13 protein-coding genes are annotated in these 15,321 nt (G+C 68.6%); 5 read left to right on the forward strand and 8 right to left on the reverse strand.

Going from position 1 to position 15,321, the window contains the following annotated elements; genetic code table 11:
* Positions 1–23 precede the first annotated feature (23 nt).
* A complete protein-coding gene (locus ACQY78_RS24855) occupies positions 24–452 on the forward strand; it encodes a DUF2000 family protein (RefSeq protein ID WP_428680132.1) in 429 nt (142 codons plus the stop codon).
* On the opposite strand, the gene ACQY78_RS24860 is transcribed toward ACQY78_RS24855, so the two are convergent.
* From ACQY78_RS24860 to ACQY78_RS24875, 4 genes are read right to left on the reverse strand one after another with little or no spacing between them, the layout of a single operon-like run.
* Complete coding sequence (locus ACQY78_RS24860) at positions 449–1,645, reverse strand: MFS transporter (protein WP_428680135.1); 1,197 nt, start codon at positions 1,643–1,645, stop codon at positions 449–451. The two genes, ACQY78_RS24855 and ACQY78_RS24860, sit on opposite strands and share 4 nt — an antisense overlap.
* 13 nt (positions 1,646–1,658) lie before the next feature.
* Positions 1,659–2,030, reverse strand: coding sequence for a nuclear transport factor 2 family protein (locus ACQY78_RS24865; RefSeq protein WP_428680138.1), 372 nt, complete (start codon positions 2,028–2,030; stop codon positions 1,659–1,661).
* A gap of 29 nt (positions 2,031–2,059) precedes the next feature.
* Positions 2,060–3,874 (reverse strand): patatin-like phospholipase family protein, encoded by a 1,815-nt coding sequence (locus tag ACQY78_RS24870; RefSeq protein ID WP_428680141.1) that lies wholly within the window; start codon positions 3,872–3,874, stop codon positions 2,060–2,062.
* Entirely contained in the window at positions 3,871–4,962 is a 1,092-nt protein-coding gene (locus ACQY78_RS24875) for a M14 family metallopeptidase (protein WP_428680143.1), read from the reverse strand. Before ACQY78_RS24875 ends, ACQY78_RS24870 begins: the two co-directional genes overlap by 4 nt.
* Before the next feature lie 253 nt (positions 4,963–5,215).
* On the opposite strand from ACQY78_RS24875, the gene ACQY78_RS24880 reads away from it, so the two are divergent.
* Positions 5,216–6,148 carry an IS110 family transposase gene (locus tag ACQY78_RS24880; protein WP_428676352.1) on the forward strand — a complete coding sequence of 311 codons (933 nt, stop codon included), beginning with the start codon at positions 5,216–5,218 and terminating at the stop codon, positions 6,146–6,148.
* 123 nt (positions 6,149–6,271) lie between these two features.
* On the opposite strand, the gene ACQY78_RS24885 is transcribed toward ACQY78_RS24880, so the two are convergent.
* Entirely contained in the window at positions 6,272–6,799 is a 528-nt protein-coding gene (locus ACQY78_RS24885) for an adenine phosphoribosyltransferase (protein WP_428680146.1), read from the reverse strand.
* 14 nt (positions 6,800–6,813) lie between these two features.
* On the reverse strand, positions 6,814–8,271 hold the full coding sequence (locus tag ACQY78_RS24890; RefSeq protein ID WP_428680149.1) for an amidase: 1,458 nt from the start codon (positions 8,269–8,271) through the stop codon (positions 6,814–6,816).
* Positions 8,272–8,335: 64 nt separating this feature from the next.
* Between ACQY78_RS24890 and ACQY78_RS24895 the strand changes: the two genes are divergently transcribed.
* Positions 8,336–8,569, forward strand: a complete 234-nt coding sequence (locus ACQY78_RS24895) for a DUF2798 domain-containing protein (RefSeq protein ID WP_428680152.1) — start codon at positions 8,336–8,338, stop codon at positions 8,567–8,569.
* A gap of 3 nt (positions 8,570–8,572) precedes the next feature.
* Here ACQY78_RS24895 and hrpB read toward each other — a convergent pair whose 3' ends face one another.
* Complete coding sequence (gene hrpB / locus ACQY78_RS24900) at positions 8,573–11,041, reverse strand: ATP-dependent helicase HrpB (RefSeq protein ID WP_428680155.1); 2,469 nt, start codon at positions 11,039–11,041, stop codon at positions 8,573–8,575.
* A gap of 80 nt (positions 11,042–11,121) precedes the next feature.
* On the opposite strand from hrpB, the gene ACQY78_RS24905 reads away from it, so the two are divergent.
* Both ACQY78_RS24905 and putA read left to right on the forward strand, forming a co-directional pair.
* A complete protein-coding gene (locus ACQY78_RS24905; RefSeq protein ID WP_428680158.1) occupies positions 11,122–11,526 on the forward strand; it encodes a VOC family protein in 405 nt (134 codons plus the stop codon).
* 12 nt (positions 11,527–11,538) lie between these two features.
* Positions 11,539–14,958 carry a trifunctional transcriptional regulator/proline dehydrogenase/L-glutamate gamma-semialdehyde dehydrogenase gene (gene putA, locus ACQY78_RS24910; RefSeq protein ID WP_428680161.1) on the forward strand — a complete coding sequence of 1,140 codons (3,420 nt, stop codon included), beginning with the start codon at positions 11,539–11,541 and terminating at the stop codon, positions 14,956–14,958.
* Positions 14,959–14,975: 17 nt separating this feature from the next.
* Here the strand turns inward: putA and ACQY78_RS24915 are convergent, their stop codons facing one another.
* Positions 14,976–15,260 (reverse strand): hypothetical protein, encoded by a 285-nt coding sequence (locus tag ACQY78_RS24915; protein WP_428680164.1) that lies wholly within the window; start codon positions 15,258–15,260, stop codon positions 14,976–14,978.
* Positions 15,261–15,321: the final 61 nt, after the last annotated feature.

Genomic DNA, 15,321 nt, shown 5'->3' on the forward strand with positions numbered 1-15,321 from the left:
ACGTTCAAGACGATGGGGGCACCATGCCCCATATCGGTGGCATGATCTACGAAACCAAGACAGCCCTCGTGCTGCGCAAGGATATGCCCGCCTGGCAGGTGGCCAATGTCGCGGCTTTCCTGGCGGGCGGCCTCGCCGGCACCCACGCCCATCTGATGGGTGAACCCTATCGCGATGGCGGCGGCCGGGCCTACACAGCCCTGATCCGCGAGCCGGTGTTCGTCTATGGCGCGACACTGGAAGAACTTCGGCGGACGCATCAGCGGGCGCTGTCGCGCGAGCTGGTGCCCGCCATCTACATCGAGCCGATGTTCACCACGACCAACGACGCCGACAATCGCGCTTCCGTGGCCGCAGCCCCGGTCGATGCGATGGATTTCGTCGGCATCGGCGTGCACGGGCCACGGAAAGCGGTCGACAAGGTGGTGAACGGCCTGAAGTTCCTGGCCTAGGCCGGGCGCCGCCTGCGCATCAGGATGAAGACGGAGGCCGCGAGGTTGAGCCCCATGCAGACCGCCAGCGGCACGCCGTAGCCGCCCGAGGCGTCGCGCAGGACCCCGAGCAGGCCGGGCCCGAAGGCGTAGAGGGTCTGCATGACCGCCGTGGAGAGCGCGACGATCGCGGGGAACCGATCGGCCGTGAACTCGCGCTGCACGATCATCGGCGCCAGGGTGATGATATTGCCGACGGCGAGGCCATAGGCGGCACAGGCGCCGTACACCGCGAGCGGCGTCTCGACAAATTCCAGCACGGCGATGGCGCCAGCCTGCACGACGAAGCAGATCGCCGAGGCGCGGCGCGGCTCCAGGCGGTCGATGACCAAGCCCAGCACGATCCGACCGACCAGAGCCGTCACGGCGTTGATCCCGACGGCAAGGGCCGGATCGATCGCAGCGCCGCTGGCGGCCGAGCGGGACGTCACGAGCGGCACGAGATGGGTGAGGAAGCCGACCTGGGATGTCAGCACGAGGGCGAACGGCGCGGCGATGCTCCAGAAATGCCACTCCCGCAGGGGCGCCAGCCGATGGAGCCGCACCGTCGTCGGCCTGGGCGACAGGGGGCCCCTCCGAACGAACAACGCCACGGCACCGGCGGCCAGGACGATGCCGACCGCCACCAGCAGCCGCTCGGCCGTCGCAAAACCCAGCGCCGGAATGGCGGCCAGCAGGACGGGCGTGACGACGAGGCCGGCGAGGGTGGCGCCGCTCAGCGCGAGATTGAGCGCGAGGCCTCGCTTGCGGTCGAACCATTGCCCGACGGTGGCGGCGATCGGCGCCACGCTGGTGGCGTTCCAGCCCGGCGCCATCACGACGTAGAGCAGGATCAGCTGCCACGGTTCGGTGACCGACGGGAGCAGCATCAGGGCGGCCGTGGTGGTGGAGAGGCCGGCCAGGAACACGGCGCGCGGCCCGAACCGGCCGATCGCTTCGGCAATTCGCGGCAGCAGCAGCGCGCCCAGCAGATAGTGCGCGGTCACGACCGATGAGATGAAACCCGTCGACCAGCCGCGGGCGCGCTGCAGTTCGACGAGGTAGATGCCGTGGGCATAGAAGCCGAAGCCCCAGGCGAACACGGCCGTCACGAAGCAGGCGAAGACGACGCGCCAGGCGGCCGGCGATGTGTCCGCAGCCGTGTTCAGCGACATGGTGGGCGCACGTTCACGACCGGCTGACGTGGGCCGAAACGCAGCGCCAGCCCTCCGGCCGCAATTGCCAGTCGTCGGTGTACCAGCCGCCGCCCGTGCTGCCGTCGGGCTTCGTGTAGCTCGTCCGCGCATGGATGATGGCAAAGGAGCCCAGCAGGCGGATCTTCACATCGTGTTCGCGAATGTCCTTCACCGCCGAGCCGCGACCGATCTGCGCCAGGAACGCTGCCCGCTCGATCAACGTGCCGTCGGGATTGGTATTGTGGAAATCGTCCGAGAGATGCCGGTCGAACCATTCGACATCGGCTTCGCCGACCGAGCGCACATAGTGGTGATTGAGCTGCTGCAGGGTCGCCAGATGCCGTGCCGTCGAATCGTCCGCCATGACGTTTCCTTCCCCTGTCTGTTCGTTCCTCACGATACGAAGAGACGCGCGCCGACCGGCAAGGTGCGGGCCTTTTCGAGACCTTCCATCGTCGTGCGATAGCCGAGTTCGATCGCCGCGTCGAAGCTCGTCCAATCGAGCAGGTCGATATGGGTCATCGGCGGCACGATCAGCAGATCCGCAGCGGCACGATCCTCGGCCGCGCGCGAGGTGCTGGCGACCAGCGCCGAGCGCAGCAGGATGCGCACGATCGAGGGGATGGGCAGCATCTCGTTCCGCTTCCAGACGAGGCGCCGGAAGAACTGCCACGCCGACCAGGGCTCCATGACGCCCTCGCCGGCGGACAGCGCGCCGCCGGTGTCGATGTCGACGCCGATGGTGAGGCCGCGACCCAGCCGCTGCATGGCGCGCACGGGAAAATTGTCGATGACGCCGCCATCGACATGGACTTCGCCCGCTTCGTTGAAGGGCGGCATCACACCGGGAATCGACACCGACGCGCGCAGCCATCGCCACAGCCGCCCGACCGTATGGATGTCGGCCCGGGAGGTCGTGAGGTTCGCGGTCATGCAGTAATAGGGGAGGATCAGGTCCTCGATGTCCTTCTCGCCGAAGGCCATGCGCAACAGGCGCGTGACCCGGCGGCCGCCAAACAGCGAGATCAGCGGTACCGTGTAGTCACTGAGCGGATTGTTGTCGACGAAGGCGCGGCGGAAACGCGCGTCGAGTTCCTGGTCGCTCCAGCGCGAGGCGACTCCGGCCGCGACGATCGCCCCCATGCTGGTGCCGCCCACCAGGTCGATCGGCACGCCGCACTCGCGCAGCGCCTTGACCACGCCGATATGGGTGAAGGCGCGCGCGCCGCCGCCCGCCATGACCACGCCCACGGCATGACCGGTGAGGGTGCGGGCCAGCCGGTCGATGTCGGCATGGATGTCGAGCCGGACGTGATGGTGGTTGCCGTAGAGGCCGCCCGCCAGCAGCGGCGCGGTCGAGCCGGCCTTCGGATCGTGACCTTCGTGCAGCAGCACCAGTTCGCGGCGCCGGTGGAACACCGCACCGCTCTGCGCCGTCTCGATCTCGAACGGCACCCGGGTCGGCGCATCGTTGTCGGCATTGCGGATCACGACCAGGCAATCGGCCTGGCGCAGGCAAAGCTCGGTCCACGGCGTCAGGGTCGGATCGGCGCGGTAGAGCACGAACGACGATTCCATCTCGCAGCGCGCGAACCACTCGGGCTCCTGGTCGAGCGATTCCGATCCCAGCATCTGCACCTGGGTGCCGATGCGCCCGAGCGCATTGGCCAGCATCACCGCGAACCGCGCCGAGGGCACGTCGGGGCCGCTCGGCAGCAGCGCGAAGGTGCGCGACTGGCGGCGTCCGCCGCCTGCGTCCTGCGCATTGCGCGCCACGACGCTGCGCATCAGCGCCGGCAGCACCTCGGGGTGGTTGGAGGTGAGGGCGTGGAAGCTGGTCTGCGGCAGCCGCCAGACCTCGCTGTCGCGCAGCGCCGCGACGCTGCGCGTGCGCTTGCCCTGCGACAGCAGCGACATCTCGCCGACGAGATTGCCCGGCGGGATTTCCGCGATCAGCAGGGGCTCGCGGGAATCGCCGGCCTCGTAATGACGAAAGACCCCGAGGGAGCCGCTCGTCACGACATAGACGGCGTCGGCCGGTTCGCCCTGGCGGAACAGCGGCGCGCCGCCCGGCAGCACCAGCAAGGTCAGCTGGTGCTCGACAGCGGCCAGGGCGTCGGGGGCGAGGTCGGCGAACAGCGGGGTCTGCTGCAATACCTTCTGCAGACGCAGCCGGGCGGTGTCCTCGCTCGGCACGGCGAGGCTCATCCCCCGGTCATGCCCTTCAGCGCCCAGCCGATCGTCTGGTCGGCACGCGCCCACACCATCTCCCGCCATTTGTCGCCGGCCGGGAAGAAGCGCTCCTTCATGTCGGCCTTCAGGGCGCGGCCCTGCGCCGAGCCGAGGTCGCCGCGATGATGCAGCCAGTTGTCGGCGCGCACCGCGCCCAGCACTTCCGGGACCGTGTAGGTGCCGTATTCCAGCGCGACCGGCGTCACCTCGGCATCGGGCAGTTCCTGCGGGAAGGCATCGGTCATGACGCCCACGACCACCGCCGAGGTCGAGGTGCCGCCTTCGGGCGAGGTCATCTCGTCGCCGTACCAGGCCTTGGCACGGCCGAACGACTTGGCGGCGGGCGACACCGCACAGATCAGTTCGCCATGGCCGAACGGGCCGAGGCCGGTGTGGAAATCGATGATGCCGACTCGCCTGGCCTGCGACAGCTCCTCGCGGGCGATGGCGCGGATCGTGCGATTGCTCCAGGTGGGCGTGTTGCCCCCGAAGAAGATCCCGTCGGGGTGCGTGTACTGGCCGCCGCTGATCGCGCTCTGCAGGCCGAAGGCGCCGTGCTTCTGGGCATAGGCCGCGAACACGCGATCGGTCTCGGCGGCGCTCGCCTCGTTCCACTCGACCGGCAGGACCGCGTTGGCGATCTCGAGATAGCCGTCGTTCGCCGGATAGCCCTTGTCGTGATCGACGAAGTTGCGATTGAGATCGACATTGTCCTCGGTGACGCGGCGCGTCCACGCGAAGCCATAGGGATTGAGCGCATGGATCAGCAGCGCGCCGGTATCTGGCGGCAGCTTCGCGGCGCCACCCGAGCGCATCCACGCGATCTCGGCCCCCGATCCGCAATGGCCCTCGACGCCGTGCGTGCCGGCGATCAGCACCAGCATGTTCGCGGCGTCGGCCGGCCCGAAGCGTGCCGTGTCGAGAAAGAGAGTCTCGCCGTTGGGACCGCGTGCCTTCGGATTGAGCCAGGACCGCAGCGCGCCCCCGGCCTCGGCGGCGGCGGCGCAGAACGTCGCGCGCGCCTCGGCATAGGTATCAGAGAAGCACTCGGACACTGAGAACATGCATTTCCTCCGGCCCGTATCGTAGCCGGTTTGGCGGCAGCGCGGAAAGCATGTCGGACAACAATGACCTCACCCTTGTAAGTCGGCGTCTGCCGGATCGGCTAGACTAGCCGGCGCGGTGGCGGCGGGTAGACCGACTCACCCCGGGGCGTCGAAGCTCGTTCCTCAGCAAGGTCGCCCGTCCGTCGTTCCAGCGAACCCGAACAGTCGCGTGGGCCGCATCGCGAGCTCGCTTTCGCAAGGAAGGGTTGCCATGGAACACCGTCGCATTGTCGGCATCGACGTGTCGAAGGACCGACTGGATGTGCATGTCCTGCCGTCGCAGGAGGCCTTTGCGGTTTCCCGCGACGCAACAGGCCTCGTCGAGCTGTGCCGCCGCCTGGGCGACACGGTGGACCTCGTGGCGGTCGAAGCCACTGGCGGCTACGAGACCCTCGTCGCCGCGACCCTCTCGGACCACGGCATGCCTGTGGTGATCGTCAATCCGGCACAGGTCCGGGCCTTTGCCCAGGCGCTGGGACAGCGTGCCAAGACCGATCCGATCGACGCGTCGGTCATCGCCCGCTTCGCCGAGGCCACCCGGCCCCAGATCCGGCTGCTGCCCGATGGGGCCGCTCGCCTGCTTTCCGATCTGATGGCGCGCCGGCGCCAGATCGTCGAGATGATTGCGTCCGAACGTCAGCGCCTGTATCGCACCGAGCCGCCGCGCGTGCGCAAGAGCATCGAGCGATTGTTGAAGGCTCTTGAGCGCGAACTCGGCACTATCGACCATGACATCGATGGCGCCGTGCGCGGTTCACCGCTGTGGCGGGAGAAGGAAGACCTGCTGGCATCGGTGCCAGGCATTGGCTCGATCATCGCCAGGACCTTGCTGGCCGAACTGCCCGAGTTGGGGCGGCTCGATCATAAAAAAATTGCAGCGCTTGCCGGCCTGGCTCCCTACACACGCCAGTCCGGTCTCTGGAAGGGCAAGGCCCGCATCGGGGGCGGACGGGCGGTGGTCCGAACGGCCCTCTTCATTGGCGCCCAAGTCGCCAAGCGCTGGAACCCACCCTTGAAAACCTTCTACGAGCGCCTCATCGCCGCCGGTAAGACCAAGATGGTCGCCACCATCGCCGTCGCCCGCAAACTTCTTGTCATCCTCAACGCCATCCTCAGAGACAGGACACCATGGCAAAACGCTTGACCTCAGACACAGTCGCTGAGGAGCGGTCCGCAGGACCGCGTCTCGAAGGGTGGGAACGAGCACCACGTCTGTTGCCCATCCTTCGAGACGCCGCGCTCTGCGCGGCTCCTCAGGATGAGGTCTCTAGCTGTCGTACTGCAGCAGCGTTTCGACCGGCGGTGTCAGTCTCTTGCGGCCTTCCAGGAAGGTGAGCTCGATGATGACGGCGGTCGCCGGCACCACGGCGCCGACAGTTTCCAGCAGGTTCACGGCGGCCGACATGGTCCCGCCGGTTGCCAGCAGATCGTCGACCAGCACGACTCGCGCGCCCTTGCGCACGGCATCCTGCTGGATCTCGATCGTGTCGGTTCCGTATTCCAGCGCATAGGTGTGGCGCACCGTCGTGCCGGGCAGCTTGCCCTGCTTGCGCATCATCACGAAGCCGGTGCCGAGCGCGAGCGCGAGCGGCGCGGCCAGGAGGAAGCCGCGCGATTCGATTCCCGCCAGCATGTCGGGCTTGTGCGGGCGGATCAGGTCGGCGAGCCGTTCGATGGCCGTATGCCAGGCCTTGGCATGCGCCAGCAGCGTCGAGATGTCGTAGAAGAGGATACCCGGCTTGGGAAAGTCGGGGATCGAGCGAATGTGGTTCTTGAGATCGATATCCGTGGACATTCTGGCTCCTGAGCTCAGCTATAGGCCGGCGGCGGCACGAAGCCGCGATATTCCTTCTCGAGCAGCTTGGCGAACTGGATGCACTCGTAGTCGCCATACTGCCGGCCGATGATCTGCACGCCGATCGGCAGGCCTTCCTTGCTCTGGCCGATCGGGGCGGCGGTCGACGGCATCCAGGTGACGCCCGAGTAGCCCGCCCAGAAGATCTGGTCGACCACCGGCACCTGCTTGTTGTTCACGACGATCGTGCGCTTGTGGCGCAGGCCCGCCTGATCGTGCGGGAAGGCCGCGGTCACGGCGACCGGGCAGAGCATCAGGTCGTAGTCCTGGAAGAACGCATCCCAGGCGAGCCGCATCCTGTGGCGCTTCTCGTTCAGCCCCAGCCAGGCACGATGCGACAGCGAGTTGCCCCGCTGCATCTGCGCGAAGTAGCTCATGTCGGAGGCGGGCAGGCTGGCCGCGTCCTTGACGGCCTGCTCGTGGACAGCGTCGCTCATGCGGCCCGACGTCGCCGCCCGCAGCAGGCGGATGTAGACGTCGTTCAGCTCGACCGTGTCGATTTCCGGCCGCGCCTTGTCGTTCACCTTCACCTTGTTCTTGGCGAGGAACGACGCGAGCCTGGAAATCTGCTCCTGCACCGAATCGTCGACCTCGGCGTTCGGGTCGGTCAGCAGCACCGCCACCTTGAAGTCGCGCAGCTTGGTCTTCTTCGAACGCGGCAGCGTGAGCGTCCAGCCGCGGCCGTCGATCGCGTCGGGACCGGCCATCGCAGTGAGCGCGATCTCGAGATCCTCAGCGCCACGGGCCAGCGGGCCGACCACGCCGATATCGCCGTAAGCGACCGCGCCCGCGAGGGCATGTCCCTTCGGCGAGACGACGCCCCAGCTTGGCTTATGGCCCCACACGCCGCAATAATGGGCGGGGTTGCGGATCGAGGCGCCGATGTCGCTGCCGGCCTCGATGCCGGTGAGGCCGGCGGCCAGCGCCGCGCCCGAGCCGCCCGAGGAGCCGCCGGGAGTCCGGCCGAGATCCCAGGGATTGTTGGTCGAACCGTAGACCTCGTTGTAGCTCTGCCAGTCGGCGAGGTTCAGCGGCACGTTGGTCTTGCCGAACAAGGTGACGCCGGCATCCATCATGCGCTGCGTGACCAGTGAATTCTGGGTCGCGACCGTGTCCTTGAAGGCGGGATCACCCCAGGTGGTGGGCAAACCCGCGACGTCGAAGGATTCCTTGATCGTCATCGGCACGCCGTGCAGCGGTCCCAGCTTCTTGCCGGCCTTGACCGCGCGGTCCGCCGCCTTGGCACGCTTGCGGGCGCCCTCGATGTCGGTCGCGATGATGGCGTTCAGCTCGGGATTATAGGCCTCGACCCGCTTCAGGTAGAGGTCGAGCAGTTCGAGGCAGCCGATCTTCTTCTTCCGGACCGCAGCGGCGAGCTGCTTGGCGGTCTGGAACGGGAGGGCGAGGGACATGGGGGAGGGCTTCCGCAACGGGGATGGACGAGGTCCAAGCCCGTACCATATTGTCCGGCCCGCCGTGAAGAAACTCCCCGCCCGAACGATGCACATCGCCATGCCACTGGCGCTGACCTTCGTCATGACCTTCATCGTTTCCGGAATCGCCACGATCCGGGCGATCGGATTCGAAACGGGCATGACCGCCCGCTGGATGGAATCATGGATGGCGTCCTGGATGGTCGCCTTCCCGACCATGCTGTTCCTGATGCCGCTGATGCGGCGCCTGCTGTCGCGGGTGATCGAGACGCGGTAGCGCTTAGCGCGGTCGGGGGCGCGCCCTTGCCGTGGGCTCGGCAACCAGCGGATCGTCCGGCCAGTAGTGGCGCGGGTAGCGGCCCTTGAGTTCGGATTTCACGGCTTTGTAACCATTGGTCCAGAAGCTCGCGAGATCGCGCGTCACCTGGACCGGCCGGCGCGCCGGCGAGAGCAGGTGGATGGTCAGCGGCACCTTGCCGCCGGCAATGCGCGGCGTCTCGGTGAGCCCGAACATCTCCTGCAGGCGGACCGACAGCGTCGGCTCGTCGGGATTGGCATAGTCGATGGCCACCCGCGATCCGCTCGGCACTTCGACGTGCGTCGGCACCAGCCGCTCGACCTCGCGCTGCTTCTCCCACGGCACCAACGCCTTGAGCGCCGCGGCGAGATCGATGCGCCCGAGATGATCCTTGCGCGACACGCCATCGAGAGAGGGGCCGAGCCAGTCGGTCAGCGACGCGAGCAGCACCGCGTCAGAAAGATCGGGCCAGTCCTCGCCGGCATGGCGGCGCAGGAAGCCGATGCGCTCGCGCCAGCGCACGAGGTCGTCGCTCCAGGGCAGGGCGCCGAGCCCGAGCTGGCGCACGCCGTCGAGCATGGCGGCCTGCACCTTGTCGGGATCGGGCCTGGTGAGCGGCTTGTCTTCCAGCGCGAGCGCGCCCAGCCGGCGACGCCGCCGCGCCAGCACCGCGCCGTCGCGCCCGCTCCACTGCACGAGCTGCTCGTCGACGATGCGGTCGGCGTAGAGGTCTTCGATCTCGGCGGCGGTAATCGGAGCTGCCAGGAAGATGCGCGATTCCTGTGCCGATCCATCGAGGTCGGCGACGACGAGGAACTCCTCGTTGGCCATCGGATCGCCTTCGGGCAGCGCGGCACCGCGGCCGCCCGACAGGAGGTAGCGCCCGGCGGTGCCTGGCCGGCGGCGCCCGATCCGGTCGGGATAGGCCAGTGCCAGCAGCGGACCCGTCATGGCGATGTCGGCGCGTTCGTCATTGCCGCCGCGCGGCATCAGGCGTCGTGCCGCCTCCTGGATCAGGCGCAACGTGCCGTCGCGCCGGCCGCTCAACGCGATGTCGACCCGGTGCCGGAGATCGGCGTCGCGCTGGCCCGGCGGCAGGCGCAGGAAATCGCGTTCGCCCAGAATTGCGGCCAGCAGGGCGGCGACCTTGCCTTGCCCCAGCTCGCGGCCCTTGAGCACGAGATGGGCGATGCGCGGATGCTGGCCGATGCGCGCCATGGCGTGGCCATGGGCGGTGATCGCGCCAGTGCCGTCGATCGCGCCGAGATCGGCCAGCAGCGCCCGCGCCGTGGCGAGCGCAGCGGCGGGCGGCGGCGTCAGCCACGGCAGGCTCGCGGCATCGCTGGTGCCCCAAGCGGCCAACTCCAGCGCCAGCGGCGCCAGGTCGGCGTCGAGGATCTCGGGCGGTGTGAAGGGCAGCAGCCCGCGCTGTGCCTGCTCCGGCCACAGGCGATAGCAGATGCCGGGTTCGAGGCGTCCCGCGCGGCCGCGCCGCTGGTCGGCCGAGGCCTGGCTGACGCGCACGGTTTCGAGCCGCGTCATGCCCGAGCGCGGCGAGAACTTCGGCACACGCATCTGGCCGCTGTCGATCACGATGCGCACGCCCTCGATGGTGAGGCTGGTCTCCGCGATCGAGGTCGCCAGCACGACCTTGCGCCGGCCCGGCGGCGAGGGCGCGATGGCGCGGTCCTGGTCGGCGGGCGACAGGTCGCCGTAGAGCGGCGCCACGTCGACGTTGGCGCCGATGCCCTGCAGCCGCTCCTCGACCCGGCGGATTTCGCCGACGCCCGGCAGGAACACGAGCGCGCTGCCGGTTTCCTCGGCCAGCGCGCGGCGCACGGCAGCAGCAACGCCGTCCTCGATGCGGCCGGCCGAGTCGCGATCGAGATAGCGCGTGTCGACCGGGAACATGCGGCCCGCACTCTCGATCACCTCGGCACCGCCCAGCCGCGCCGACACCGGGCCGGGATCGAGCGTCGCCGACATGGCCACGACGCGCAGATCCTCGCGCAGCGCGCTCTGCGCCTCGCGCACCAAGGCAAAGGACAGGTCGGTTTCGAGGCCGCGCTCGTGCAACTCGTCGAAGATCACGCAGCCCACGGACTCTAGCGACGGGTCGTCCTGCAGCAGGCGCAGGAACAATCCATCGGTGACGACCTCGATGCGGGTGCGCGGCCCGACCTTGGCATCGAAGCGCACGCGATAGCCCACGGTCTCGCCGACCGCCTCGCCCAGGCTCGCGGCCATGCGGCGGGCGGCAGCGCGCGCGGCGAGCCGTCGCGGCTCCTGCATCACGATCCTGCGGCCGCCGAGCCAGGGCGCGTCGAGCAGCGCCAGCGGCACGCGCGTGGTCTTGCCGGCGCCCGGCGGCGCCACAAGCACGGCTGCATTGCTGGCCACCAGCGCGGCCTTGAGACGCGGCAGCGCCTCGTCGACGGGAAGTGGCTCCATCGAACCCTGTTAGCGCGCCGGTGGATGGACGGGAAGGAGGGGCGGGTTCACTCTGAGACTCGTCAATTGAGGAGCGTGCAATGGCTGTCGTTGTCGAGGCTCTGGACCATCTTGTCATGAACGTGCGCGACGTCGAAGTCGCGGCGGCCTGGTACGAGCGCGTGCTGGGCATGACGCGTAAGACCACCGAGCCCCGGCCCGGTCATCGCGTCACGTCGATGCACTTCGGCCGCCAGAAGATCAACCTCCGCCCCGAGACCGCCACACAGAAGCAATGGTTCACCGGCAGGACGGTGGCGCCGGGCAGCGACGATCTGTGTTTCCTGACGCAGTCGATGCCGCAGGCGGTGGCCGATCATTTCAGGAGCTGTGGCGTCGAGATCGAGGTGGGTCCCGCTGAAAAGAGTGGCGCGATGGGCACGATCGTCTCGGTCTATTGCCGCGATCCCGACGGCAACCTGATTGAGGTCTCTTCGTACAAGTAGGCTTTCGCAGACATGACCGCGCCATTCGAAGCCTTCGCCCATTCGCTGCGACCGCTGTCGCCGTTGCGGGCCGCCATCACGGCGGCCTATCGCCGGCCGGAACCCGAGTGTGTGCCGCCGCTGCTCGATCTCGCGACCCTGAGCCCGTCCGCGACGGCCAAGGCGCGTGCGCTGGCGCAGCGACTGGTCGAAGCGTTGCGCGCCAAGGTGCCGGCGGGCGGCGTCGAGGGGCTGATCCACGAATATGCGCTCTCCAGTCAGGAGGGTGTGGCGCTGATGTGCCTCGCGGAGGCGCTGCTGCGCATTCCCGACGACGAGACGCGCGACGCGCTGATCCGCGACAAGATCGGCGGCGGCGACTGGCGCGCCCATCTCGGACGCAGCCCGTCGCTGTTCGTGAACGCCGCGACCTGGGGCCTGATGCTGACCGGCCGGCTAACGGCGACCAGCAGCGAGAACAGCCTGTCGGCCGCGCTGGCGCGGCTGATCGCCAGGGGTGGCGAACCGCTGATCCGGGGCGGCGTGAACATCGCCATGCGCCTGATGGGCGAACAGTTCGTCGCCGGCCAGACGATCGAGGAGGCGCTGGCCAATGGCCGCCGCTTCGAGGAAGAGGGCTTCCGCTATTCCTACGACATGCTGGGCGAGGCGGCGATCACCGCCGCCCAGACCGAGCATTACCGCCAGGCCTACGAGCGGGCGATCCACGCCATCGGCAAGGCATCGGCCGGGCGCGGCATCTACGAGGGCGCCGGCATCTCACTCAAGCTCTCGGCGCTGCATCCGCGCTACAGCCGTTCGCAGGTCGAGCGCGTCCATGCCGAACTCTATCCACGCCTGCGCGATCTCGCGGTGCTGGCGCGCCGCTACGACATCGGCCTCAACATCGATGCCGAGGAGGCGGACCGGCTCGAACTCTCCCTCGACCTGCTGGAGAGGCTCTGCTTCGAGCCCGCGCTCGAAGGCTGGAACGGCATCGGCTTCGTGGTTCAGGCCTACAAGAAGCGCGCCGCCTTCGTGATTGACCATCTGATCGATCTCGGCCGTCGCAGCCGCCACCGGCTGATGATCCGGCTGGTCAAAGGGGCCTACTGGGATAGCGAGATCAAACGCGCGCAGGTCGACGGGCTGGAGGATTTCCCGGTCTTCACCCGCAAGATCCACACCGACGTCTCCTATCTCGCCTGCGCCCGCAAGCTGCTGGCCGCGCCGGATGCGGCCTTCCCACAATTCGCCACGCACAATGCGCTGACCCTGGCGTCGATCCACGCGATGGCGGGCGAGAATTTCTATGCCGGCCAGTACGAGTTCCAGTGCCTGCATGGCATGGGCGAGCCGCTCTACGAGGAAGTCGTCGGTCGCGAAAAGCTCAACCGGCCATGCCGCATCTATGCGCCCGTCGGCACACATGAGACGCTGCTGGCGTATCTGGTGCGCCGGCTCCTGGAGAACGGTGCGAACACCTCCTTCGTGAACCAGGTCGCCGATCCCGACCTGGCAATCGAGACCCTGCTGGCCGATCCGGTCGAACGCGCCCGGGCCCTCTCACCGGTCGGCGCACCGCATCCGCTCATCGCGCTGCCACGCGACCTGTTCGGGCCACAGCGGGCCAATTCGCGAGGTCTCGATCTGGTCAACGAAAGCGTGCTCGCCTCGCTGGCGCGTGAGCTTGTTGCCGGTGCCTCGACTCTGCTGCGCGCAAAGCCGGCCCTGGCCGACGGTCCGCGCGACGGCACCGCGCGAGAGGTGCGCAATCCCGCGGACAGGGGCGATGTCGTGGGCACCGTCGTCGACGCCATCCCGGACCTGGTGGATGAAGCCTGCGCGAAGGCCGTGCCGTGGTCGGCGCCGCCGGCCGAGCGCGCGGCGACCCTGCGTCGTGCGGCCGATCTCCTGGAAGAGCGCCTGCAGGCGCTGCTGGGGCCGATCGTGCGCGAGGCCGGCAAGACGCTGGGCAACGCGGTGGGCGAGGTCCGCGAGGCGGTCGATTTCTTGCGCTACTACGCGAACGGTGTCGAAGGATTGGACAACGAGACTCACCGGCCGCTGGGTGTCGTCGCCTGCATCAGCCCGTGGAATTTTCCGCTTTCGATCTTCACCGGACAGGTCGCGGGCGCGCTGGCGGCGGGCAATGCCGTGATCGCCAAGCCGGCGGAAGAGACGCCGCTGATCGCCGCCCTCGCGGTGGACATGCTGCACGAGGCCGGCGTCCCGCGCGCCGTGCTGCAGTTCCTGCCGGGCGACGGCGAGATCGGCAAGCGGCTGGTCACCAATCCGGTGGTGGCGGGCGTGGTCTTCACCGGCTCGACCGAGGCGGCGGAATCGATCAACCGCACCCTGGCGCGCCGTCTCGGCGCCGATGGCAGGCCGGTGCCCCTGATCGCCGAGACCGGCGGCCAGAACGCGCTGGTGGCGGATTCCTCCGCGCTGCCCGAGCAACTGGTGATCGACGTACTCGCGTCGGCGTTCGACTCGGCCGGCCAGCGCTGCTCGGCGTTGCGCGTGCTCTGCCTGCAGGACGACATTGCGGGCAGGGTCGTGCCGATGCTGCAGGGCGCGATGGCGGAGCTGGGGATCGGCAATCCGGACCGGCTGTCGGTCGATGTCGGTCCCGTCATCTCGACCGAGGCGCAGAAGCGCGTGCTCGACCATGTCGAGCGCATGCGCGCGGCCGGCCATCGCGTCCACCAGGTGGCGCTTCCCGACGAAGCGGCGCGAGGGACGTTCGTGCCGCCGACCCTGATCGAGATCGGCGCTCTCCCGGACCTGCCGGGCGAGGTCTTCGGCCCGGTGCTGCACCTCCTGCGCTATCCCCGCGAGGAGATGGAGCGGGTGATCCACGCGGTCAACGCGACCGGCTTCGGCCTGACCTTCGGCGTGCACAGCCGCATCGACGAGACGATCGACCGGGCGACGGCGGCGAGCGCCGCCGGCAATCAATACGTCAACCGCAACATGATCGGCGCCGTCGTCGGCGTGCAGCCGTTCGGCGGGCACGGCCTGTCGGGCACCGGGCCGAAGGCGGGCGGGCCGCTCTATGTCCGCCGCCTTTTGACGGGGGGACCGGCCACCGAGGTTGCGACGGGCGAACTCGTCGGGCCGGTTGGCGAACGCAACAGCTACGCCCTTCGTCCCAAGGGCGCGATCCTGTGCGTTGCGTCGGATCCCGCAGAGCTCCGGGCGCAGCACGAGGTCGTGCGGGCGACCGGCAATCGCGTCGCCTCCGGCGAAGCCGAGGAGATTGCGGCCGTCCTGTTCGCCGGTAGCGAAGGGGCCCTATTGGACCTCACCCGCCGGATGGCCGACCGGCCGGGTCGCATCGTGCAGGTCCATGTCGCGCCCTATTCGCGCGCGTATTTGTTCGAAGAGGTGTCGCGGAGCGTCAACACCGCCGCCGCCGGCGGCAACGCCAGCCTGATGGCGATCGGTTAGCGGTCGAGCCGCGGGGACTAGTACAGGCCGTACTTCTTCGGCGGGCCGGGATGGTTCACGCAGAGCATCTCGGGCGAGGTGATCGGTCCCTTCTTGATGCGTTCTTCCTCGCACTTCTCGTAGGTGAAGGGGCCGCCGAACACTTTGGGGCCACCGCCGACGATGATGTAGGACTGTTCGAGGTACCAGCCGGGGCCGGTATAGGCCTGGCTCGCGCCGGGCCCGGTGCAGGCACCGAGGGCGGCAGCCAGCAAGGGAGCTGCGAGCAGGGTCGTCCAGCGACCGATCGAACGTTCCGACATCAGCTCAGTCTCTCCCCCGGGCAATGAACGCTGCCCACGTGCAGCGGGCAAATTAGGCCAA

The organism is Reyranella sp. (genome assembly GCF_965279625.1).
GTDB lineage: Bacteria > Pseudomonadota > Alphaproteobacteria > Reyranellales > Reyranellaceae > Reyranella.

Coding starts and splice junctions, on each gene's coding strand:
- ACQY78_RS24855 (WP_428680132.1), top strand. CDS start 24: ATGCCCCATATCGGTGGCATGATCTACGAAACCAAGACAGCCCTCGTG.
- ACQY78_RS24860 (WP_428680135.1), bottom strand. CDS start 1,645: ATGTCGCTGAACACGGCTGCGGACACATCGCCGGCCGCCTGGCGCGTC.
- ACQY78_RS24865 (WP_428680138.1), bottom strand. CDS start 2,030: ATGGCGGACGATTCGACGGCACGGCATCTGGCGACCCTGCAGCAGCTC.
- ACQY78_RS24870 (WP_428680141.1), bottom strand. CDS start 3,874: ATGAGCCTCGCCGTGCCGAGCGAGGACACCGCCCGGCTGCGTCTGCAG.
- ACQY78_RS24875 (WP_428680143.1), bottom strand. CDS start 4,962: ATGTTCTCAGTGTCCGAGTGCTTCTCTGATACCTATGCCGAGGCGCGC.
- ACQY78_RS24880 (WP_428676352.1), top strand. CDS start 5,216: ATGGAACACCGTCGCATTGTCGGCATCGACGTGTCGAAGGACCGACTG.
- ACQY78_RS24885 (WP_428680146.1), bottom strand. CDS start 6,799: ATGTCCACGGATATCGATCTCAAGAACCACATTCGCTCGATCCCCGAC.
- ACQY78_RS24890 (WP_428680149.1), bottom strand. CDS start 8,271: ATGTCCCTCGCCCTCCCGTTCCAGACCGCCAAGCAGCTCGCCGCTGCG.
- hrpB (WP_428680155.1), bottom strand. CDS start 11,041: ATGGAGCCACTTCCCGTCGACGAGGCGCTGCCGCGTCTCAAGGCCGCG.
- ACQY78_RS24905 (WP_428680158.1), top strand. CDS start 11,122: ATGGCTGTCGTTGTCGAGGCTCTGGACCATCTTGTCATGAACGTGCGC.
- putA (WP_428680161.1), top strand. CDS start 11,539: ATGACCGCGCCATTCGAAGCCTTCGCCCATTCGCTGCGACCGCTGTCG.
- ACQY78_RS24915 (WP_428680164.1), bottom strand. CDS start 15,260: ATGTCGGAACGTTCGATCGGTCGCTGGACGACCCTGCTCGCAGCTCCC.